General features: G+C 67.2%; 17 protein-coding genes. 4 read left to right on the forward strand and 13 right to left on the reverse strand.

Going from position 1 to position 21,516, the window contains the following annotated elements; all coding sequences use genetic code 11:
• Positions 1-158: 158 nt before the first annotated feature.
• A complete protein-coding gene (locus tag AC3WLE_RS09155; RefSeq protein WP_492317197.1) occupies positions 159-803 on the forward strand; it encodes an MlaC/ttg2D family ABC transporter substrate-binding protein in 645 nt (214 codons plus the stop codon).
• Between the two features lie 13 nt (positions 804-816).
• On the opposite strand, the gene AC3WLE_RS09160 is transcribed toward AC3WLE_RS09155, so the two are convergent.
• Genes AC3WLE_RS09160 through ispH form a run of 6 tightly spaced genes read right to left on the reverse strand, consistent with a single transcriptional unit; the run spans position 817 to position 7,464 of the window.
• Positions 817-1,821 (reverse strand): lysylphosphatidylglycerol synthase domain-containing protein, encoded by a 1,005-nt coding sequence (locus AC3WLE_RS09160; protein ID WP_492357096.1) that lies wholly within the window; start codon positions 1,819-1,821, stop codon positions 817-819.
• A gap of 9 nt (positions 1,822-1,830) precedes the next feature.
• Positions 1,831-2,634 (reverse strand): hopanoid biosynthesis-associated protein HpnK, encoded by an 804-nt coding sequence (gene hpnK, locus AC3WLE_RS09165; RefSeq protein WP_492317431.1) that lies wholly within the window; start codon positions 2,632-2,634, stop codon positions 1,831-1,833.
• Between the two features lie 38 nt (positions 2,635-2,672).
• Complete coding sequence (gene hpnJ, locus AC3WLE_RS09170; protein WP_492317199.1) at positions 2,673-4,097, reverse strand: hopanoid biosynthesis associated radical SAM protein HpnJ; 1,425 nt, start codon at positions 4,095-4,097, stop codon at positions 2,673-2,675.
• Positions 4,094-5,248, reverse strand: coding sequence for a bacteriohopanetetrol glucosamine biosynthesis glycosyltransferase HpnI (hpnI, locus tag AC3WLE_RS09175; protein WP_492317200.1), 1,155 nt, complete (start codon positions 5,246-5,248; stop codon positions 4,094-4,096). Before hpnI ends, hpnJ begins: the two co-directional genes overlap by 4 nt.
• Positions 5,249-5,259: 11 nt before the next feature.
• A complete protein-coding gene (hpnH, locus tag AC3WLE_RS09180; protein ID WP_492317201.1) occupies positions 5,260-6,429 on the reverse strand; it encodes an adenosyl-hopene transferase HpnH in 1,170 nt (389 codons plus the stop codon).
• Positions 6,430-6,450: 21 nt separating this feature from the next.
• Positions 6,451-7,464, reverse strand: coding sequence for a 4-hydroxy-3-methylbut-2-enyl diphosphate reductase (gene ispH / locus AC3WLE_RS09185; protein ID WP_010810967.1), 1,014 nt, complete (start codon positions 7,462-7,464; stop codon positions 6,451-6,453).
• A gap of 207 nt (positions 7,465-7,671) precedes the next feature.
• On the opposite strand from ispH, the gene hpnA reads away from it, so the two are divergent.
• The gene (gene hpnA, locus AC3WLE_RS09190; RefSeq protein ID WP_492317202.1) at positions 7,672-8,673 is read left to right on the forward strand and encodes a hopanoid-associated sugar epimerase; all 1,002 of its coding nucleotides are present in this window, start codon (positions 7,672-7,674) and stop codon (positions 8,671-8,673) included.
• A gap of 16 nt (positions 8,674-8,689) precedes the next feature.
• Here the strand turns inward: hpnA and AC3WLE_RS09195 are convergent, their stop codons facing one another.
• The 5 genes from AC3WLE_RS09195 to AC3WLE_RS09215 all read right to left on the reverse strand — a co-directional run bounded on the left by AC3WLE_RS09195 (position 8,690) and on the right by AC3WLE_RS09215 (position 14,676).
• Positions 8,690-9,838: a glycosyltransferase gene (locus AC3WLE_RS09195; protein ID WP_492357095.1), complete on the reverse strand. Its 1,149-nt coding sequence runs from the start codon at positions 9,836-9,838 to the stop codon at positions 8,690-8,692.
• A 9-nt stretch (positions 9,839-9,847) separates the two neighbouring features.
• Positions 9,848-10,837 carry a ferritin-like domain-containing protein gene (locus AC3WLE_RS09200; RefSeq protein ID WP_492317204.1) on the reverse strand — a complete coding sequence of 330 codons (990 nt, stop codon included), beginning with the start codon at positions 10,835-10,837 and terminating at the stop codon, positions 9,848-9,850.
• Positions 10,838-10,917: 80 nt separating this feature from the next.
• Positions 10,918-12,297 carry an amino acid permease gene (locus AC3WLE_RS09205; RefSeq protein WP_010810971.1) on the reverse strand — a complete coding sequence of 460 codons (1,380 nt, stop codon included), beginning with the start codon at positions 12,295-12,297 and terminating at the stop codon, positions 10,918-10,920.
• A 258-nt stretch (positions 12,298-12,555) separates the two neighbouring features.
• The gene (locus AC3WLE_RS09210) at positions 12,556-13,665 is read right to left on the reverse strand and encodes an alkene reductase (RefSeq protein WP_492352143.1); all 1,110 of its coding nucleotides are present in this window, start codon (positions 13,663-13,665) and stop codon (positions 12,556-12,558) included.
• Between the two features lie 108 nt (positions 13,666-13,773).
• On the reverse strand, positions 13,774-14,676 hold the full coding sequence (locus AC3WLE_RS09215; RefSeq protein WP_492317206.1) for a LysR substrate-binding domain-containing protein: 903 nt from the start codon (positions 14,674-14,676) through the stop codon (positions 13,774-13,776).
• A gap of 103 nt (positions 14,677-14,779) precedes the next feature.
• Between AC3WLE_RS09215 and dkgB the strand changes: the two genes are divergently transcribed.
• Both dkgB and AC3WLE_RS09225 read left to right on the forward strand, forming a co-directional pair.
• The gene (gene dkgB, locus AC3WLE_RS09220) at positions 14,780-15,583 is read left to right on the forward strand and encodes a 2,5-didehydrogluconate reductase DkgB (protein WP_492317207.1); all 804 of its coding nucleotides are present in this window, start codon (positions 14,780-14,782) and stop codon (positions 15,581-15,583) included.
• 7 nt (positions 15,584-15,590) lie between these two features.
• Entirely contained in the window at positions 15,591-16,712 is a 1,122-nt protein-coding gene (locus AC3WLE_RS09225; RefSeq protein WP_492317208.1) for an alkene reductase, read from the forward strand.
• Positions 16,713-16,773: 61 nt separating this feature from the next.
• On the opposite strand, the gene AC3WLE_RS09230 is transcribed toward AC3WLE_RS09225, so the two are convergent.
• Both AC3WLE_RS09230 and AC3WLE_RS09235 read right to left on the reverse strand, forming a co-directional pair.
• Positions 16,774-20,190: an adenylate/guanylate cyclase domain-containing protein gene (locus AC3WLE_RS09230; RefSeq protein WP_492357094.1), complete on the reverse strand. Its 3,417-nt coding sequence runs from the start codon at positions 20,188-20,190 to the stop codon at positions 16,774-16,776.
• A 100-nt stretch (positions 20,191-20,290) separates the two neighbouring features.
• A complete protein-coding gene (locus tag AC3WLE_RS09235; RefSeq protein ID WP_492352139.1) occupies positions 20,291-21,496 on the reverse strand; it encodes a CaiB/BaiF CoA transferase family protein in 1,206 nt (401 codons plus the stop codon).
• Positions 21,497-21,516: the final 20 nt, after the last annotated feature.

Genomic DNA, 21,516 nt, shown 5'->3' on the forward strand with positions numbered 1-21,516 from the left:
AGGAGCACGAACCGCGAGTATATCGGCTGGCAGCGTGGCGCATGCGGCATGCGCGGCCCGGGCATCCGCGATTCAGGCCGATCCGCTATAAACTGTCAGCCTGGCACCGGCGCTGCAGCGCCGGCGCCGCTTCACCGTCCTTCCTGGCTCTCATATCCATGACGATTCACGGTTTGCTTCACCTGGCGCCGCTTGCGGCGGTGGCCATGGTTTCCGTAGCGCACGCCCAGGCAGTCCAGCCCGGCGACCTGCGCGCCAGCCCCGAGCGGCTGGTGCAGGCCGCGGTGGAGGGCGTGATCGGCACCATCCAGTCCCATCCCGACACCCGCGCCGGCGACCTCGCCAAGATTACCGCGGTGGTCCAGAAGCAGTTCCTGCCCTACACGGATTTCCAGCGCACCACGCGGCTGGCGGTTGGCGGTGCCTGGCGCACCGCCACGCCGGAACAGCAGCAACAGCTCCATGAGCAGTTCCAGATGCTGCTGGTGCGCAGCTATGCGGTGTCGCTGGCGCAGCTGCGCGAGCAGAACGTCAAGTTCCGCTACCAGCCGGTCAAGTCCGGCAGCGGCGCCACCGATGTGGTGGTGCAGACGCGCGTGATCAACAATGCCGACGAGATGCAGATCGATTACCGGCTGCAGCGCACAGCCAACGGCTGGAAGATCTACGACATCAACATGATGGGGGCGTGGCTGATCGAGGTGTACCGCAAGCAGTTTGCGGACATCGTCGCGCGCAGCGGGGTCGACGGGCTGGTGAAGTACCTGACCACCCACAACGCGCGCCAGGCATCCGACACCTGAGCGCCGCACGCCATCAGGGCGCGGCGTGGCCGGTGTCGCGGTTGCGCCGCCAGTGGCGCAACTCCACCCATTGCCATGACAGCAGCGCGGGCACGCCGAACAGGATCTCGCGCGCGCGCTTGACCAGCGCCAGCGCCAGCGAGACCTGCGCATCCATCCCCAGCACCTGCCCCAGCAGCATCACCACCGCTTCCTGCACGCCCAGCCCGGCGGGCACGAAGAAGGCCACGTGGCGCGCGGCCTGGGTCAGTGATTCGATTGCCAGCGCCTGCCAGACCGGCACCGGATGGCCCAGCAGCATCAGCGCCAGCCAGATCTCCAGCGTGCCGCTGACCAGCCCTGCCAGTTGCCAGCCCAGTGCCGCCAGCAGCTCGCGCCGGCGCCGGTTGAGCGTGCGGATATGGGCATCGAGCCGCGCACCGTCGATCAAGGCGACGACGCGGTGATCTTCGCCAAACAGCTTGCGCGCCGCGCCTTCCAGTTTCTCGAAGATCGCGGTGTGCCGCAGCGACAGCGCGAACAGCACCGGCACCGGCAATGACAGCAGCAGCCCGGCCAGGATGACCCAGGCCCCGCCGCTGTCCTGCAGCGCGGCCACCAGCAGCAGCACCCCCATGGCCGAGAACAGGTACTGCGAGAACAGCGTCACCATCACTTCGACCACGATGCTGGCAGTCACCGCGGTGGTGTCGCGGATGCGCAGCCGCGTCAGGCGGATGCCGACCAGTTCGCCGCCGACCCCCACCGTCGGCAGCAGGCGGTTGACCGCTTCGCGCACCGTGGCGACCCACCACAGGAAACCGAGCCCCGCCTTCTCCTCGGGGTCGGCCGAGGTCAGCAGGACGCGCCAGGCTTGCGCGTCGAGCAGCAGCGGCAGTGCGTGCAGGGGCACCAGCAACAGCAGCAGCCAGCCGCCCTGCGCCACGATTGCGGCGATATCGCCGGCGCCCTGATGGATCACCAGTGCGGTGAGCGCCAGCAGGCCGATCAGCCCGGTCAGGTAAGCAATGCGTTTCATCTTGAAAAATCAGGGCACCAGCACGTCGGCAAAGCCGCCGCGCCGGTTGGCCGCGCGCTCCAGCGCGGCGCGCACGCGCGGCGACAGCAGCGCGGCCAGTTCGTCGGCGTGGCGGTAGCCGCGCATCGATGCGGTAATGGCCTCGCCAGAGACCACGGCCGGATGCAGGTAGATCTCGCCCACGCCCGCGGGCAACTGCGCCAGCGCCTGCAGCAGGGCTGCCTCGTCCATCTGCCCGCTGCGCGCGATGCCGACCACGTAGTCATTGTGCGCGATGCCGGCGCGGTCCAGGCGCCGGCGCAGCAGCGCCAGCCAGGGGCGCAGCGGCAACGGCGCGCCCTGCTCGCGCGGCAGGCGCATCGCGCGCAGGCCGTAGTCGCGCCCGATCGACAGGATCAGTGACAGCACCGTGGGGTGCAGGTGGAAATGCTTGTGCGTGTTGACGTGGTCAAGCGGCAGGCCGGTGGCGGCAAAGGCTTCGAACTGCGCGCGGATCTCCGCCGCCAGCTGGCGGCGCACGCGCGGCAGGAAGAAGAAGCGGCAGCCGTCCAGGGCCATGGCCGAGCCGAAGCGGGCTTCGGCGTCGACCAGGTCGGGGATCTGCGCGCGCGGCAGCGTGGCCGGGCCGTCGGCCAGCACCACGTGCAGCCCCACGCGCAACGACGGCAGCCGGCGCGCGCGCTCGACCGCATCCGCCACGGCGGGCGCGCCCACCATCAGGCTGGCGGCGTTGAGCACGCCGTCGCGGTGGGCCAGCTCCACCGCCTCATTGACGGCGGGATGCAGGCCGAAGTCGTCGGCGGTGACGATCAGCGCGCGTAGCGAGGCACAGGAAAGCGCGTGGGCCAGGATCAGGCCTCGTGCGAGCGCAGGAAGCGGAAGAACTCCACGCCTTCGCGCAGGCGCCGCTTCATCATGTCCCAGCTGCCCAGCATCTCGCGCACGATTTCCCAGATCTTGCCGGGGCGGAAGTAGAAGCGCTTATAGAAGGTCTCGACGCCGTGGTAGATGTCTTCCCTGGACAGGTGCGGATAGCTGATCGCGGCCAGCTGCACGCCCTGGTCGTTGACCAGGTTGATGACCTTGTTCTCCTCGAGCCAGCCGTTCTCCACCGCCTGCCGGTACAGCGTGGTGCCGGGATAGGGCGCGGCCAGCGACACCTGGATGGTGTGCGGGTTGATTTCCTTGGCGTACTCGATGGTTTTCTCGATGGTCTCGCGCGTCTCGCCCGGCAGGCCCAGGATAAAGGTGCCGTGGATCTGGATGCCCAGCTTGCGGCAGTCCTCGGTGAAGCGGCGCGCGATGTCCGTGCGCAGGCCCTTCTTGATGTTCAGCAGGATCTGGTCGTCGCCGGACTCATAGCCCACCAGCAGCAGGCGCAGGCCGTTCTCCTTCATGATCTTGAGCGTGCTGTACGGCACGTTGGCCTTGGCATTGCAGGACCACGTCACCCCCAGCTGGCCCAGCCCGCGCGCGATCTCTTCCACGCGCGGCTTGAAGTCGGTGAAGGTGTCGTCGTCGAACATGATCTCCTTGACCTCGGGCATGTTCTCCTTGATCCATTTGACCTCGGCAATCACGCTTTCGGCCGAGCGCGTGCGGTAGCGGTGCCCGCCCACGGTCTGCGGCCACAGGCAGAAGGTGCAGCGCGAACGGCAGCCGCGACCGGTGTAGATCGACACATAGGGGTGCTTCAGGTAGCCGATGAAGTAGTTGTCGATCTTCAGGTCGCGCTGGTAGACCGGCGCCACGAAGGGCAGCTCGTCCATGTTCTCGATCATCGGGCGCTGCCCGTTGTGTTCGAGCGAGCCGTCCGGCAAGCGATAGGAGAGGCCCAGGATGTCCTGGAGCGGCTTGCCCGCGGCCACATCCTGGCAGGTGTAGTCGAACTCCTCGCGGCAGACGAAGTCGATGGCCTCGCTGGCACCCAGCGTGCCGCCCGGATCGACCGCGGGCTTGGCGCCGACCATGCCGATCATCACGTCCGGCTCGCGCTGCTTCAGTTCCTCGGCGAACTTGGCGTCGGTGGGGAACGAGGGCGTGCTGGTGTGGATGATGACCAGTTCATAGTCAGCGGCGATATCCAGCGTCTGCTGCACGGTCAGGCCGTCGGCCGGCGCGTCGAGCACGCGGCTGCCCGGCACCAGCGCGGCGGGCTGCGCCAGCCAGGTCGGGTACCAGAACGACTTGATCTCGCGCTTGGCCTGGTAGCGCGAGCCCGCGCCGCCGTCGAAGCCGTCGAAGGAAGGGGCCTGGAGGAACAGGGTTTTTTTCATTGCGGCCTCTGGGGATGGATGCCGGTGGATGAAGGTTGGTTCGGGGTCAGCGCAGGACTGGTGTGCAGGGCATCGCGCACCGACAGCACCTGCTCGCGCCACTGCACGCGCTTGCCTGCCAGCGCAAATGCCCAGCCGGCCAGCAGCAGCGCATCGCGCAACGGTGCGCGCAGTGCGGCGGCGACGCTGCCTGCCAGCAAACTGCGCGCCAGCGCGCCGGCGGCCGCCACCGCAATCACCAGCGGCTGCGGCGCCAGCAGCACACCCAGCGCCAGCATCGGCCAGGTGAAGGTGATGAAGGTAAAGGCAAAGCCCGGCGGATTCAGCGATCGGATCGTGCGCAGCCAGCGCAGCTCATGCCGCCACAGGTCGGTGAAACGGTCCTCGGTGACATCGGTCGTGACCACCACCTCCGACAGCACCGTGCGCAAGCCTTGCTGCCGCGTCAGCTCGCCCAGCCAGTAGTCGTCGGCCAGCCGCTCGGACACGGCTGCGAAGCCACCGATGGCTTCCAGCGCATCCCGCCGCAGCGCAATCGTCGCGCCAAAGGCAAAGCGTTGCGAGCCGCCCGCGTGGGCGATGCGCACCGACGGCGCGAACCAGTCGTTGATGAACTGCGCGCCGATGCGCGACCACGGCCCGCCAGTCGGATTGCCGCGGTAGAGGCAGGTGACCACGCCCACGCCGGTGTCGGCCAGCGGCGCGGTCACGCGCGCCAGGTAGTCGGGCGGCACGGCGATATCGCTGTCGGCGATCACCAGCACATCGTGCTTCGCTTGTGCGAACAGGTTGACCAGGTTGCTGACTTTCAGGTTGGTGCCGTGCACTTGCGGGTCGACCACCAGCGCGATGTCGCACGTCGGGAAGTCGCGGCGCAGCCGTTCGACCACGGCGATGGCGGGATCGTCCGCGGCACGCACGCCGAATAGCAGCTGGAACGACGGATGCCGCTGCCGGCACAGCGTGGCCAGGTTCTCATACAGCCGGGGCTCGGCGCCGCACAGCGGCTTGAGCACGCTGACCGGCGTCGTTGCGGTGCCGCCGCTTGCCGCCGGCGCGCGGTGCGACAGCCAGGCCGCGGCCAGCGCATAGCCAGCCGACACGCAGGTCAGCGCAGCGCCTGGGAGGGTGGCGGCAAGTTCCGCGGCCATCGGCAGTGCGGTCAGTGCGTGGCCGCGGCGTTGGCCTCGGCCGGCCGCGGCCGGTTGGCGCGCGGCTTCGCGCGCTGGATTTCCTCGAGCTTGATCTCGACGTGGCGCGAGAACACGTATTCCGCCGGCCGCTGCCGGTCCAGCGCAATATCGGGCGCCATCGGCCCGCTGGTGCGCACGCCGCGCAGGCTCACGTCCAGCGCCTTGAGCGGATGGGCAAAGGTGTCGGCCACGGCGGTGGCCTCATAGCCGCTGTGCACCATGCAGTCGGCGCACTTCTCGTAGTTGCCGGTGCCGTAGGCGTCCCAGTCGGTCTCTTCCATCAGCTCGCGGAAGGTGGCGGCATAACCCTCGCCCACCAGGTAGCACGGACGCTGCCAGCCGAAGACGGTGCGTGCCGGGTTGCCCCACGGGGTGCAGTGGTAGGTCTGGTTGCCGGCCAGGAAGTCCAGGAACAGCGTCGACTGGCTGAAGGCCCAGTTCTTGCCGGCGCGGCCGCGGCTGAGGATGTCGCGGAACAGCTGTCGGGTCTTGCCGCGGTTCAGGAAGTGCTGCTGGTCCGGCGCGCGCTCATAGGCATAGCCCGGCGACACGGTGATGCCGTCCACGCCCAGCGCCTTGACCGAGTCGAAGAACTTCGCCACGCGCTCGGGCTGGGCATCGTTGAACAGCGTGCAGTTGATATTGACGCGGAAGCCCCGTTGCTTGGCCAGCCGGATCGCCTCGACGCAGCGGTCGTACACGCCTTCCTGGCACACCGAGCGGTCATGCATCTCACGGTCGCCGTCCAGGTGCACCGACCAGATGAAATACGGGCTGGGCTGGTACTGGTCCAGCTTCTTTTCCATCAGCAGCGCATTGGTGCACAGGTAGACGAACTTGCGCCGCGCGATGATGCCTTGCACGATCTGCGGCATGTCCTTGTGCAGCAGCGGCTCGCCGCCGGCGATGGAAACCACCGGGGCACCGCATTCATCCACCGCCTCCAGGCATTCCTGCACCGACAGGCGCTGGTTCAGGATGGGATCCGGATAATCGATCTTGCCGCAGCCTGAGCACGCCAGGTTGCAGCGGAACAGCGGTTCCAGCATCAGGGCAAGCGGATAGCGTTTCTGTCGCGACAGATGCTTGCCGACGATGTAGGCGCCCACGCGGGCGACCTGCAGTAGCGGAATAGCCAAGGCAGCTTCCTCTGGTTGGGTTCAGCCGGCGATATTCTCGTTGGCGGTGGCCGGTGCGGCCGCGACTGCGGCGGGTTCCTTGCCGGCCTTGCGCGGGGCCGATTGCGGCTTAACGTCGGCCAGTTCGGGCGGCAGCCGGAACTCGGCATGTTCCTCGCGCCCGGCCATGGTGGTGACATCCACCGGGCCCAGCCGGCGCAGCGCGTTGATCACGTCCTCGACCATTTCCTCGGGGGCGGAGGCGCCGGCGGTGATGCCCACCACGTTGGCGTCGCGCACCCAGGCAGGGTCCAGCTCGGCGCCTTCGGCGATCAGGTAGCTGGGCACGCCGCTTTCAGTGCCGATCTCGCGCAGGCGGTTGGAGTTGGAGCTGTTGGTCGCGCCGATCACCAGGATCACGTCGGCCAGCTTGCACAGGTCGCGCACCGCGCTCTGGCGGTTCTGCGTGGCGTAGCAGATGTCGCGCGTATCGGGACCGACCAGGTTGCTGAAGCGGCGCCCGAGCGCGGCGATGATATTGCGGGTGTCGTCCACGCTCAGCGTGGTCTGCGTGACGTAGGCGACCGGGGTGTCGGCGGGCAGGTCCAGCTGCGCGACCTCGGCCTCGTTCTGCACCAGGATCACCTTGCCCGGGATCTGGCCCATGGTGCCTTCCACCTCCGGGTGGCCGGCATGGCCGATCAGGATCACGGTGCGGCCGCTGGCCGCGTACTGGCGGCCCTGGGTATGGACCTTGATCACCAGCGGGCAGGTGGCGTCGATGGCATGCAGCTGGCGCTGGCTGGCATCGGCGATGACCTCGCGCGAGACCCCGTGCGCGCTGAAGATCGTCACGGCGCCGGTCGGGACTTCGTCCAGTTCTTCGACGAAGCGCGCCCCCTTGTCCTTCAGTCCCTCTACGACGTGCTTGTTGTGCACGATCTCATGCCGCACGAACACCGGGGCGCCATGCTTGACGAGGGCGCGGTCGACGATCTCGATCGCGCGCACCACGCCAGCGCAGAAGCCCCGGGGCTGAGCAAGAATCACCTGCATAGAGTAAGCCCCCCGACCCTTTGCAACGGGTTTCAGTGTTTGGGATGGCGGGACAGGAAATGCACCGGCATCCACCGGAGATCCACCGCAGATCACATTTCCGTCGCACGGTGGTTACTATATACCCGACACGCCGGCTTTGTCTGGCGGCGCTTTGGCCAGCGCGAGGCTGGCCAAAGCGCCTCCGCCTCACGGGAAAACGGGTTTATGACGATAAACGATGACGTGCTGGTGACAGGCGCCTCGGGCTTTCTCGGCTCGGCGGTGGCGCGCAGGGCGCTGGCACGCGGCTTCCGGGTGCGCGTGCTGGTGCGCCCGCAAAGCCCGCGCACCAACCTGGCCGGGCTGCCGGTGACCGTGGCGGAAGGCGACATGCGCGACCCCGGGGCCGTGGCCGCCGCGCTGCAGGGCGTGCGCTACCTGTTCCATGTGGCCGCCGACTACCGGCTGTGGGCGCCGGACCCCGAGGACATCGTGCGCACCAACGTCGACGGCACCCTGGCCGTGATGGAGGCCGCGCAGCAGGCCGGCGTCGAGCGGGTGGTCTATACCAGCAGCGTGGCGACGCTGCGCGTGGCCGGCGCGCGGGCGCCGGTGGACGAGACCGCGGCGCTGCGCCCGCACGAGGCCATCGGCGCCTATAAGCGCAGCAAGGTGCTGGCCGAGCGCGTGGTGGAAAAGCTGGTGGCCGAGCGCGGCCTGCCGGCGGTCATCGTCAACCCGTCCACCCCGATCGGCCCGCGCGACGTGCGGCCCACGCCGACCGGGCGCATCATCGTCGAGGCGGCCACGGGCAAGATCCCCGCCTTTGTCGATACCGGCCTGAACCTGGCGCATGTGGACGACGTGGCCGAAGGGCATTTCCTGGCGCTGGAACGCGGCCAGTCCGGCGAGCGCTACATCCTGGGCGGCCAGGACGTGATGCTGCAGCAGATGCTGCGCGACATCGCGCAGCTGTGCGGCCGGCGCCCGCCGACGGTGCAGCTGCCGCGCTGGCCGCTGTACCCGCTGGCGTACGGGGCGGAAGCGGCGGCGCGCTTTACCGGCAAGGAGCCGTTCATCACTGTGGATGGACTCAATATGTCCCGGTACCGGATGTTCTTTACATCAGACAAGGCGCGCCAGGTGCTGGGCTATCAGCCGCGGCCATACCAGGAGGGTTTGCGGGACGCGCTGGAGTGGTTCCGGGCGCAGGGGTATCTCGGCTGAGGGCGGCAGCGCGCGCTCAGGACCGCACCGGCGCCTGTGCCCGGCCCTTCCACTGCCCGCCGCGCCGCAGCCAGTAGCGCCGTGCCGAGTCGATGGTTGCCCCCAGGTAGAACAGCGCCGTGACCGGCAACAGCGGCGCCAGCCACGCCGGCTGCCGGTATTCGCGCAGCATCGGCAGGTAGGCCAGCACCATCGCGCCCCACGCCAGCCATGCCGGCCACAGCCGCCAGCCTCCGGCCAGCGCCAGCACCGGCGGCAGCAGATAGGTAATCACCATCCCCGACACCGCGCCCGCCAGCAGCAGCGGCGAGTAGCGCAATTGCGTATAAGCGCTGCGCGCGATCATGTCCCACAGGCTGCGCCAGTCGTTGTAGGGCCGCAACGACACGCTGTCGTCGGCCAGGTCCAGGCGGATCGCGCCGCCGGGCTTGATGTGCGCGGCCAGGCTGCAGTCGTCGATCAGCTCGCCGCGGATGGCGGCAAAGCCGCCAATGCGCGCCAGCGCCGCGCGGCTGGCCAGCATGCAGCCGCCGGCCGCGGCGGCCACGCGGCTGCGGCCATCGCGCACGCGGGCGAAGGGGTAGAGCTTGGCGAAGAAGAAGACAAAGGCCGGCACGATCAGCCGTTCCCAGGCGGATTCGCAGCGCAGCCGCACCATCAGCGAGACCAGGTCGCGCCGTTCGTGCTCGGCGCGCGCCACCAGCGCGGCCAGCACGCCGGGGCCATGCCAGATATCGGCATCGGTCAGCCAGACGTAACGGGCCTGCGCGGCGATGCGGTCGGCAGCGGCCAGCCCTTCGGACTGCGCCCAGACCTTGCCGCTCCAGCCGGCCGGCAGCTCGCGTGCGCCGATCACGGTCAGCCCACGCGCGCGCGCGGTGGCCGCGCCGGCGGCGCGGGCGATATCGGCGGTGCCGTCCTGGCTGTGGTCGTCCACCACCACCAGCGCCAGCCGGCCCCGGTAGCGCTGGCCCAGCACGCCGGCCACGGCGCGGCCGATCACCTCGGCCTCGTTGCGGGCGGGGATGACCGCGACCACCTCCGGCCAGGCCGCGGGATCCGGTGCGGCAGCCGGCTTGCGCACGCGCCAGAAGCTGGCGCGGGCAAAGATCAGCACCAGCCAGACCGCCAGCGACAGCAGCGACAACGCCAACGCAAGGTGCATGGGCCGGCCCTACTTGACGAAGCGCCGCGCCAGCCGGGCCAGCCGCGGCACGGTTTCCGGGCGCAGCAGGCGCGCGTCGTAGCCGGCCATGCGCCGGTCGTTCTCGGCCAGGCACAGGTCGATCATCGCGCCCGGCGTCAGCGCCTCACCCAGCGCCGCCGAGCCGTTCATGGTGAAGTTGGCGTCCTGGGCCACGCCGTCGGTGTCGATGCCGCGCGCGATGCCGATGCGCTCCCAGACCAGGAAGGCCCACACCCGCGCCACCTTCAGCGCAAACAGCGGGCGGCGCCACCACGGCAGGTTGCGCCGGTACCACGCGGCCCAGTTGACGAAGAACAGGATATGGCGGCCTTCCTCCTGGATCACCGGCTCGAAGGTCTCGACCAGCTCGGCGGGGAAAAAGCCGGAGCGCCTGGCCGCGGCGAACAGGCCGAAGGCGAAGAAGCTGTCGATGCACTCGCTGTAGCCGGTAACCAGCCAGCCCCATTCCGGATCGTCCGGGGGCGGGTAGTCAGGCTCGGGCGCGAGCGCGATGCCGTAGGCCTCGACCAGCTTTGACAGCACTACCTTGTGGCGCGCCTCTTCGCCGCCGTCCATTTCCAGCGCGCTGCGCAGCAGCGGGTCGCTGACGGTCTGGGCAAAGGTCTTGACTCGGATCGAGGCGCGGCCCTCGGTCTGCACGGCGATATCCCAGATCGGCAGCGAGGTGACGCGGTGCAGGGCCTCCGGCGACAGCTTCGGCCAGTCGATCACGGCGGGTTTGTAGGGGTTGTGGGTCTGCAGCAGCATATTGCAGAACATCTGCAGGTGCTGCGCGGAGCCGATGCGCACCGGCCCCGCGGTGGGGTCGGTCCAGTGGCGCATGGCATGGTCGGCCTGCTCGACGGCAGTGCGCGCGACCGTATCGGCAACCGCGATGGCGCGGGCCTCGGCATCGGCGGCGCTGTTGCGCGGCGGCGCGGCCGCCGCGTTGCCAGCAACCTCAGTGGTTTCGGACATTCGGCCCCCTGGCGTTGGATTGCCCGGGAGCCATTGTAGCGAGGCGCGCCGGCCGGCGCACCCCGCTGGCTACGGCAAGGTCAGGCGCGGTAGCTGACCGGGCCGCGCGAACGCATGTCCAGCGCGTAGTAGCACACCGTCAGCAGCACCAGCCAGCCCGGGCCCACGTACAGCGCCACGCGGGTCTCCGGGAAGTAGGCCATCAGCGCCACCACCAGCGCCAGGAAGGCCAGCGCGATGTAGGAGCCATAGGGCCAGAACGGCATGCGGAAGGCCAGCGCCTTGCGCTCGGCCGCCGACAGGCTGCGGCGGAACTGGATCTGCGTGACCAGGATGATGGCCCAGGTCCAGACCGCGCCGAAGGTCGAAATCGCCGTCACCCAGACGAAGACCTGCTCCGGCACCAGGTAGTTGAGCAGCACGCCGCACAGCAGCGCGGCGATCGACACCAGCAGCGCGCGGCGCGGCACGCCATTGCGGTCGACCTTGGCAAAGGCCTGCGGCGCCTGGCCCTGCTGCGCCAGGTTGTACAGCATGCGCCCGGTGCTGAAGATGCCGCCGTTGCACGACGACAGCGCCGCGGTCAGCACCACGAAGTTGATGATGCCGGCGGCGGTCTTGATGCCCAGCCGCTCGAAGGTCAGCACGAAGGGGCTGCCCTGGGCGCCGATCTCGTTCCACGGGTACAGCGACAGGATCACGAACAGCGCGCCCACATAGAAGATCAGGATGCGCCAGAACACCGAGTTGATCGCGTCAGGAATCGACTTCTTCGGATTGCGCGCCTCGCCGGCAGTCAGGCCGATCATCTCCACGCCGAGGTAGGCGAACATCACCATCTGCAGCGACATCAGCACGCCGGAGGCGCCGTTGGGCATGAAACCGCCGTGCGCCCACAGGTTGGAGATGCCGGTGGCGATACCGCCGTTGCCAAAGCCGAACACGATCATGGCGCCGCCGCCGATCAGCATCAGCACGATGGTGACGATCTTGATCATGGCGAACCAGAACTCGAACTCGCCATAGGCCTTGACCGCCATCAGGTTGACCGAGCCCATTGCCGCCAGCGCGGCCAGCGCCCAGATCCAGCGCGGCACGTCGGGGAACCACATGCCCATGTAGATGGCAACGGCGGTGATCTCCGCCACGCAGGTCACCAGCCACAGGAACCAGTAGTTCCAGCCGGTCAGGTAGCCGGCCAGCGGGCCCATGTGGTCCTGCGCGTAGCGGCAGAACGAGCCGGCCACAGGGTTGTGCACGGCCATCTCGCCCAGCGCGCGCATGATCAGGAAGATCACCGCGCCACCGATCAGGTAGCCCAGCATGATGGCGGGGCCGGCCATCTTGATGGCATTGCCGGCGCCAAGGAACAGGCCCACGCCGATGGCCGAACCCAGCGCCATCAGCCGGATATGGCGTTCGCCCAGGCCGCGTTGCAGATGTTCTGCGCTTGCACTCATGTGTCGTTGTCTCCGTGTCATCTGAAAGGCCGCGCCGGCCTTCGTGGGGCCGGCGGGAGCAGCTATTTTCTCGTCCGCGCGGGCCGCAAACGGAAAATAGCGGGCAGGTTAATCAGATAGCCGGGATATTTGTTGCTGAATTCGTGGTGAAAATCAGGAAAAATTGCTGGCGACGGGAGCGGCGATACCCGTGCGCGCAATCGTGTGGCTCGATGGCCTGAGCGCCGCGTGAAGCTGCGCGATGTGGTCTGGCGCAGTTCAGGCTGCGGCGGCGCCGCCGTAGGCGGGATAGTCCGTGTAGCCCTCGGCGCCGCCACCGTAGTGGTGCGCGCGGTCCGACGAGGCCAGCGGCCAGTTGTTCTCAAGCCGGGTAACCAGGTCGGGGTTGGCGATGAACGGCTCGCCGAAGGCGGCAATGTCGATCAGGTCATCGGCAATCAGCTGCTCGGCGCGTGCGCGTGTCATGCCACCCGCAAGGATCAGCGCACCCGTGAAGCGACGACGGAACCTTGCCAGGAAGTCCGCCGGCGTGGCCGAGCTGCCGCGCGTGCTCTGGTCCATGAGGTGGACGTAGGCGATGTTCCGCTTCGAGAGTTCGTCGGCCAGGTGGAGATAGGTTTGCTCCAGCTCGGGGTACTCGGCCATGTCGCCCAGTCCGCCATAGGGAGACAGGCGGATGGCCGTGCGATGCGCGCCGATCCGGGCTGCCACGGCGTCGATGGCAGCCAGTACAAAGCGGGTACGGCCTTCCAGCGTGTCGCCACGGAATTCGTCGGTGCGGTCGTTCACCGTCGGGTTCAGGAACTGTTCGATCAGGTAGCCATTGGCACCGTGCAGTTCCACGCCGTCGAAGCCGGCGGCGATCGCATTGGCCGCGGCTTCCGCGAAATCGGCGATCACGCCGTAGACCTCACCGCTGGCCAGCGCGCGCGGCGCGGACACGTCGACCGCACCGGGCGTGCCGTCGGCGGTATAGCCCCAGGCCTTGGTGTTCTTCGCAACCTGGCCGGTTGCGCTGACCGGCTGGATGCCGCCGGGCTGGATCGAGACGTGGCTCACCCGGCCGACGTGCCAGAGCTGCGTGAAGATCGTTCCGCGCTTGGCATGCACCGCGTCGGTCACCTTGCGCCAGCCTTCAACCTGTTGCGGCGTGTAGAGGCCCGGATTGAACAGGAATCCCTGCGCGCTGGGCGAGATCACCGTGCCTTCGGTCACGATCAGGCCGGCGTCGGCACGCTGGCCGTAGTAGAGCGCGTTGAGATCGTTGGGCACCCCGTCCGGGTTGCGCGAACGGGTCAGCGGCGCCATGGCGATCCGGTTGGATAGCGTTTGCTCGGCCATGGCAAAGGGCTTGAAGAGGGGGCTCATGTGTGCTCCAGGGAATGGGTTTCGATGGAGCGCAGTTTGCCTGGTTCATCTTTGCAGATTAAGCCGTGTATCAGTCAAATACTTTTGATTTTGCATCAAATATGAAAACTAGCTCTCGAATGCCTTCTGCCCGAGCACCTTGACCACATACTCGACAAAGCAGGTGATGCGGGACGCCAACGCGGTGTTGCGATAGTAGACCGCGTTGATCGACTGGCGCACATCGAGGGTCTGTTTCGCAAACAGCTGCACCAGCCGCCCGTCCTGCCGATCGTCGCGCGTCATGAAGTCCGACAGGCAGGCAATGCCCTGGCCGTTCAGGGCCAGGCTCCTGAGGGTCTCGCCGCTGGACGAGGCGATGGTTGGCTTGATATGCAGCACGCTGCCGTCGTCGTCGCGCAGCGGCCAGTCGTTCAGCGATTCCGGTTGCGTGAAGCCCAGCAGCGCATGCTGCGCGAGCTGCGCCGGTTTGGTGGGCGTGCCGTGGCGCTTCAGGTAGCCGGGACTGGCCAGGATGCGGATGCGGCTGGTGCCGATGGGGCGCGCATGCAGCGTTGAGTCCTTCAGCTGGCCGATGCGGAACGCCACATCGGTGCGCTTTTCGATCAGGTCGATGATGCCTTCGTTCGAGTTGAGTTCCAGTTCCACTTCCGGGTAGCTGGCGCGAAAGCCCTCCAGCAGCGGCACGATCACATGCAGCATGAACGGCGTTGCCGCATCCACCCGCAAGCGCCCAACCGGCCGCAGGCGGCGCGCCGCGATCTGCTCTTCCGCCTCGTCAACCATCGCCAGGATGGCGCGGGCGTGTTCCAGGAATGCCGCCCCTTCCTCGGTCAGCTCCAGCCGCCGCGTGGTTCGCCGCAGCAGCGTGGTCTGCAGCTTTTCCTCCAGCCGGCCCAGGGTGCGGCTGGCGGCGGAGACCGTCAGCTTGAGCTGCTCGGCGGCCGCCGTGATCGAGCCGGTGTCCACCACGGCGGCAAAGGCCAGCAGTTCGTCGATGGTCGTCTTCATTGTTGATTTTAAATCAAATGAATTTCCCTTATACACGGCTTTATCCGCAAAGGTAAGGGCGGCAAACTGCGTGCATTCGAGTTTCCTTCAGAGGTGTTGCACCATGAGCGTTCCTTCATTTGGTGTTGGTACTTTCCGCCTGACCGGCCAGGCCGTGATCGATTCGGTGCGCAACGCGCTGGACCTGGGCTATCGCGCCGTCGATACGGCACAGATCTATGGCAACGAGGCCGACGTCGGCCAGGCTATCGCCGAGGCCGGTGTGAAGCGCGACGAACTGTTTGTGACCACCAAGATCTGGACGGCGAACTACGCCGCCGGCAAGCTTGTGCCAAGCCTGCGCGAAAGCCTGGACAAGCTGCGCACCGACTACGTCGACCTGACCCTGATCCACTGGCCGGCGTCGGGCAATGGCGTGGCGCTGCCCGAATACATGGCGGCGCTGGCCGAAGCCAAGGCGCTGGGCCTGACGCGGCAGATCGGTGTTTCCAACTTCAATATCGCGCTGACGAAGCAGGCGCTCGATGCGGTCGGCAAGGGCGAAATCGCCACCAACCAGATCGAACTGAGCCCCTATCTGCAGAACCACAAGCTCACCGCGTTCCTGAAGGAGCAGGGCATCGCCGTGACGTCGTACATGACGCTGGCCTACGGCAAGGTGCTGAAGGACCCGGTGCTGGCGCAGATCGCGGACAAGCACCGCGCTACCGTCGCGCAGGTTGCGCTGGCATGGGCGCTGCAACTCGGCTATGCGGTGATTCCGTCGTCGACCAGGCGCGAGAACCTGGCCAGCAACCTGCTGGCGCGCGACCTGAAGCTCGACGCCGACGACATGGCGCAGATCGCCGCGCTGGAGCGCAACGGCCGCGAGGTCAGCCCCGAGGGCCTGGCCCCGGCCTGGGACTGAGGAGGCCATGATGTCCGATACACGCAATCCGCTGTTCCGGCCGCATTCGCTGGGTGCCCTCTCGCTGCCCAATCGTATCGTGATGCCGCCGATGACGCGCTCGCGCGCAAGCCAGCCCGACGACGTGCCGAACGAACTGATGGCCGAGTACTACGCGCAACGCGCCAGCGCCGGCCTGATCGTCAGCGAGGGCACCTGGATTTCGCCGCTCGGCAAGGGTTATGCGTGGACGCCCGGCATCCACACGCCGGCGCAGGTCGCCGGCTGGCGCAAGGTCACCGCTGCCGTGCATGAAGCGGGCGGGCGCATCTTCGCGCAGCTCTGGCACGTGGGCCGCCTGAGCCATGTCAGCCTGCTCGATGGCCACGCGCCGGTGTCGTCGTCCGCCATCCAGGCGCACGGTGTGAACGTGTTCGTTGCCGAACCGGATGGCAAGCCGGGCTTCGTGCAGGCATCCCGGCCGCGCGCGCTCAAGGTGGAAGAGATCCACGCCATCGTCGACGAATTCCGCCAGGCCGCGCGCAACGCGATGGCGGCCGGCTTCGACGGTGTGGAACTGCACGCGGCCAACGGCTATCTGGTCAACCAGTTCATCGACTCGGAAGCCAACAACCGTACCGACGAATATGGCGGCTCGCTCGCAAACCGCCTGCGGTTCCTGGGCGAGGTGACGCAGGCGCTGATCGAGGGCACGGGCAGCAAGGACCGGGTCGGTATCCGCCTGGCGCCGCTGACCACGCTCAATGGCTGCGTCGACGCCGATCCGGAAACCACCTATACGGCCGCGGCAAAGCTGCTCGGCGAGCTGGGCGTGGGCTACATCCATATCGCCGAGGCCGACTGGGACGATGCGCCGCATATGCCAGCCGCATTCAGGCAGCGGCTGCGCGAGGTGTATCGGGGCACGCTGATCTACGCCGGCAAGTACACCGCGGAACGCGCGCAGGCCGCGCTGAACGAGGGATGGGCCGATCTGATTGCCTTCGGCCGGCCGTTCGTGGCCAACCCCGACCTGCCGGAGCGCCTGCGCGCTGGCGCGACGCTCAACCCCCATGACCGCGACACGCTGTTTGGTGGTGGCGCACGCGGGCTGACCGACTATCCCGCACTGGCCGCCAACGCGGCCTGAGTGGAAATCAGGAGATTCAGAATGAAAACACTGGCGCAAAGCGCCCCTGGCCGCGAAATCGTCATCGACGGCATGCCGCCACGACGTCGCGCATGTCCGCGCTGTCCAGCCCTTCGGTAAACGCGCTGCGGATCTGGTCCAGCAGTTGCCTGGCCGGCTCGGGCCTGCCCTGGCGTTGCCAGAGCCGTGCAAGGCTCAGTGAGGCCCGCAACTCCAGCGACCTGGCATTCTGCTTGCGGGCTACCGCGATCGCCTGGTGAAAGCACGCTTGCGCGTCATCTTCAGACAGAAGGCCATCAGAACGGCAGCCGTGAAGGATCATCTCGCCCTTGATCCGATGCCACTCAGCTTCGCAATAGTGCTCACCGGTCCCTTGCACCGCGTCTTGCGCTTCGGCTAGCGCGTCCAGGGCCGCATCGACCTGTCCCATGCGTGCGTAGATCTGCGCCAACAATTGCTGGAAGTGCGATTGCCCCAGCGCCGCGCCCGTGGCGCGGTACGCCGCCAGCCCCTGGCGCATCTGCGCGATGCCTTGCTCATGCTGCCCTTGCTCGGCCAGCGCCCAACCGCGCAGGAAGGTCGACCAGGCAAGCCACACGGGGAAGCCCTGCTCGCCTGAGAGCGCGATGGCCGCGTCGGCGCACTCGAGCGTGAGCCTTGGGTCGCAGCGGAACTGGTGCAGCTCGGCCGCCAGGCAGAGGCCATGCGCGAGACTGAAGGGATGGCACAGCTGCCGGGCCAGTGTGAGCGAATTCCGTGCTCGCTTGCAGGCCTGGTCCGGATAGCCGAGATTCCACAGGACCAATGCCGAAAAGGATAGCGCCCGTGACTCCGGCTCGACGCCATGCATATTCACATGGACGTGATCCGGTTTGGCGCCATAGAGGGCGAGCGCATCTCGCAGGTGGCCATCGGAGGCCCTGAACTTCCCGCAGTAATACAAGGTCGTGGCGAGCGAGACATGGGCCTCGCCCAACAGCTCCGGGTCCTGCGACTTCCTGGCCTGGGCAAGCAGTTGCTTGCCCAGCTGGTAAGCCTTGCGATGCTCGGCGCGCAGGGAGAAATACGTGCGCAGGCCGACTAGCGTGGGAAAGAGCTGTGGGGTCTCCCCAACCTCGCCGCACAGCGCCAGGGCACGGCTGTAAGTGGCTTCGACCTCGGACGAGGCAAAGCCCCTGGCGGCGATCAGCGCCGGCCCGATGGCAAGGCGCAGCGTGAGTTCCTGGCGGGCGCGTTCGGGCGAATCGGGCTGGCGCTGGAGCAATTCCAGCGCGGCATTCAGGTGGCGGATCGCTTCGTGGTACGCGGAGCGCTGCACTGCCTGCTGGCCGGTGCACTGCAGGTACTCGACCGCCTTCGGCTCATTGCCGCTCAGGCTGTAGTGCCGGGCCAGCTCGCTGTAGTGATCCTTCAGCTGATGCTGGAACAGGGCTTCGATTGCCTGCGCCGTGCGCTGGTGCAGCGCGGTGCGCTCTTCGGTCAGCAGCGAGCTGCCGGCGACTTCCTGGGTCAGCGCATGCTTGAACATGTACTCCGTATCCGGGAATGCGGGCCGCTCGTAGATGAATTCGCCGGCCTCCAGCCTGGCCAGCAGCGGCTGCAACTGTTCCTCCGGCTGGGAGACCACGCGCTGGATCAGGCTCAGGGAAAACTCCTTGCCGATCACGGCAAGGCTCTGCAGCAAGTCTTTCTCGGCGCTGGGCAGCCGGTCGATGCGGGCGGCCAGCACGCCCTGGACCGTGGTGGGAATATGCAGCGCGATCGGGGTCTGCTCGATGCGGTAGTGGCCAGGTACGCCGAGCAGGGCCTTCTCCTCGGACAAGGTCTGCACCACTTCCTCCATGAAGAAAGGATTGCCCTCGGTCTTGTCCAGGATGAGCCGCTTGAGCGGCATCAGCGCGGGATCGTCGCCAAGCAGCGCGGCGAGCAGTTCCTGGGCCTCGGCCTGGCCCAACGGATCGAGCCGGAGCTCGGTGTAGCCGTCCAGCTGATGCCGGCCATGCTGGTACTCGGGCCGATAGTTGAGCAGCAGCAGGATCCTGGCACCTGGCAGGTGGCTGGCGAGGACATCCAGGAACGCCTCGGTCTCGCTGTCCAGCCATTGCAGGTCCTCGAAGACCAACTCGAGCGGCTGGTTGTGGCTCTCGCGGACCAGCAGGCGCGTGATCGCGTCGAACGTGCGCTGGCGCCGGATGCGGGGATCCATGTTCGGCAATGCCGAACCCGGCTCGCTGATGCCCAGCAGGAAGAGCAGGTAAGGCAGCAGCTCTTCCAGCGTGCGGTCCAGCATCAGCATCCTGCCTGCGACCTTCTCGCGGCACCTGCGCTCATCATCGAGCGGCTCGATCTGGAAATAGTTCTTCACCAGGTCGATCAGCGGCAGGTACGCGAACGACTTGCCGTGCGACACCGAGAAGGTCTCAAGCACCATGCAGCCGCGCTGCGACAGCACCTTGAACTCATGGAACAGCCGTGACTTGCCGACCCCGGCCTCGCCGACCACGCCCACGATCTGCCCGTGTCCCGCCTTGGCCCGCTCCAGCGCGTCACGCAATTGCGCCAGCTCGCCCTCGCGGCCTACGAACTGCGCCAGGCCTCGGCGTTGCGCCACCTGCAGGCGCGTGCGCAACACGCCCAGGCGCAGCACCTCATACACGGCAAGCGGCTCCCGAATGCCCTTCACCTGGGTCGCGCCCAGGGCCTTGAAGTCGAAATACCCCTCCGTCAGCTTGCAGGTCGCCTCGCTGACCAGAATGGAAGACGGCGTGGCGATGCTTTCCATCCGCGAGGCGATGTTGATCGTGTGTCCTACCGGATCGTAGTCGGTATGCAGGTCGTCCCGGCGGATGGACCGCACCACCACCTCGCCGGTGTGGATGCCCACCCGGATCTGGAGCGGTATGCCTTGCTCCAGGCGGATGCGGTCGCCGTGGCGGCGCATCGCTTCCTGCATCCGCAGCGCCGCATACAGCGCGCGCTGCGGGTGATCTTCATGCGCGATGGGCGCACCGAACAGGGCCAGTATGCCGTCGCCCAGCGACTTGGCGACATAGCCTTCGTAGTGGTGCACGGCCTCCATCATCAGCGCGATCACGGGATCGATCAGGCGGCGCGCTTCTTCCGGGTCCAGGTCATGGATCAGCGCCGTGGAGCCCGCCATGTCGGCGAACAGCGCCGTGATGGTCTTGCGCTCGCCGGCGGTCGCGCCGCTGGCTTCCATTGCCGCCTGCTGCGCCAGGATGCGTTCGACCAGGTGGCGTGGGGTGTAGTCGATGGGAGCGGGCGCCGCCGTCGGCTGGTTTTCATCGGAAGGGCCGGCAGTCGGTAAGGTCAGCGATGCGCCGCATGCGGTACAAAACCTGTCGGCCGAACCCGAGTCGTGGCCACAGTGCGGGCAGCGTCGGCCCAGTCGCGATCCGCAATCCTTGCAGAACCTCGCGTCAGGAGGGTTCTCGGAACCGCAGTTTGTGCAATGCATATTGACCTCGTCACTTCAGGTCCCTTCTCTGGATGATTAGACGCTTTCTCCACTTTGGGATCAATGGGCGGCAGCCTGGCCGTGTTTTTCAGGTTCGGCTTCAATTCGAACATTTCACGGACCTGGAACCCAAGACCCGCTCGGTATCCTCGCCGAGACGAGGGGCAGGCTTATGGATGGAAGCAGGCGTCCTGGAGAACAGGGCCGTCGGGCGGGTGGTTACCACGTCGCCTTCGGTGGGGTGCGTCATGGTCTGGAACAGCCCGGTGCTTTGTACCTGGGGATGGGTCTGGATGGTGTGGATGGAATACATTTCCGCGACCGGGATATCCATCTCGCGGCACACGTCCATCATCTCCTTTGTGGTGTACTGCGCGGTAATGTTGCGCAGCTCCGCATAGATCGCCTGGATGTTCTTGTTGCGCTCGATCCGGCTGCTGATGTTGAACTGTTCGATGAATTCGCCGCGCCCGAAGCGGTGAAAGAAGGCCTTCCAGTGCTGCTCCGTATAGGGCAGCAGGGCGATGTACCCGTCCCTGGTGGGCGAGGGCTTGCGGCCGCCCTTGAGCAGGCGCGCATAGCCGGCGTCGCCAATGGGCGGCTGAAAGCCGTGGCCGCCCAGATGCTCCGTCATCGTGAAAGCGACCATGGTCTCGAACATCGGCACTTCGACGTACTGGCCTTCGCCGGTGCGGACCTTGTGGACGATCGCGCCCAGGATGGCGTTGGCCGTGGCCAGGCCCGCGATCTTGTCGGCCAGCAGGGTGGGCGGGTAGTCAGGGACGCCGCTTTCGTGTCCCACCAGATGGGCCAGTCCGCAGGCGCCCTGGATGATGTCGTCGAATGCGGGCTGGCCGGCAAACGCGCCGCCCTCGCCAAAGCCGGTGGCGGCGCAGTAGACGATGCCCGGGTTGATCTGCGCCACCGCATCGTAGCCGAACCCCAGCCGCTCGATCGCCTTGACGCGGATGTTGTGCACCAGCACGTCGCAGCGGCCGATCAGCTGGCGTAGCTGCGCCTTGCCTTCTTCCGTCTTGAGGTCGATGCACACCGAACTCTTGTTGCGGTTGATATTCATGAAGGTGGAACTCATGCCGGGCGTGCGGCTCACGCCGTTCGCACGCATCAGGTCGCCCTCGGGCGGTTCAACCTTGATCACCTCGGCGCCATAGTCCGCCAGCACCTGGGTGGCGACGGGACCCAGTACCACCGCGGTCAGATCCAGTACGCGGATACCGGCAAGAGGGCCTCGGGGAGCGGTGGCGTCCGGCTCCTTCTGGTCGTTCGTCATGTCGCTTGCGTTCATGGTTGCCTCGCTTCTCATCG

The organism is Cupriavidus sp. FW306-1B-F12B (assembly GCF_058781795.1).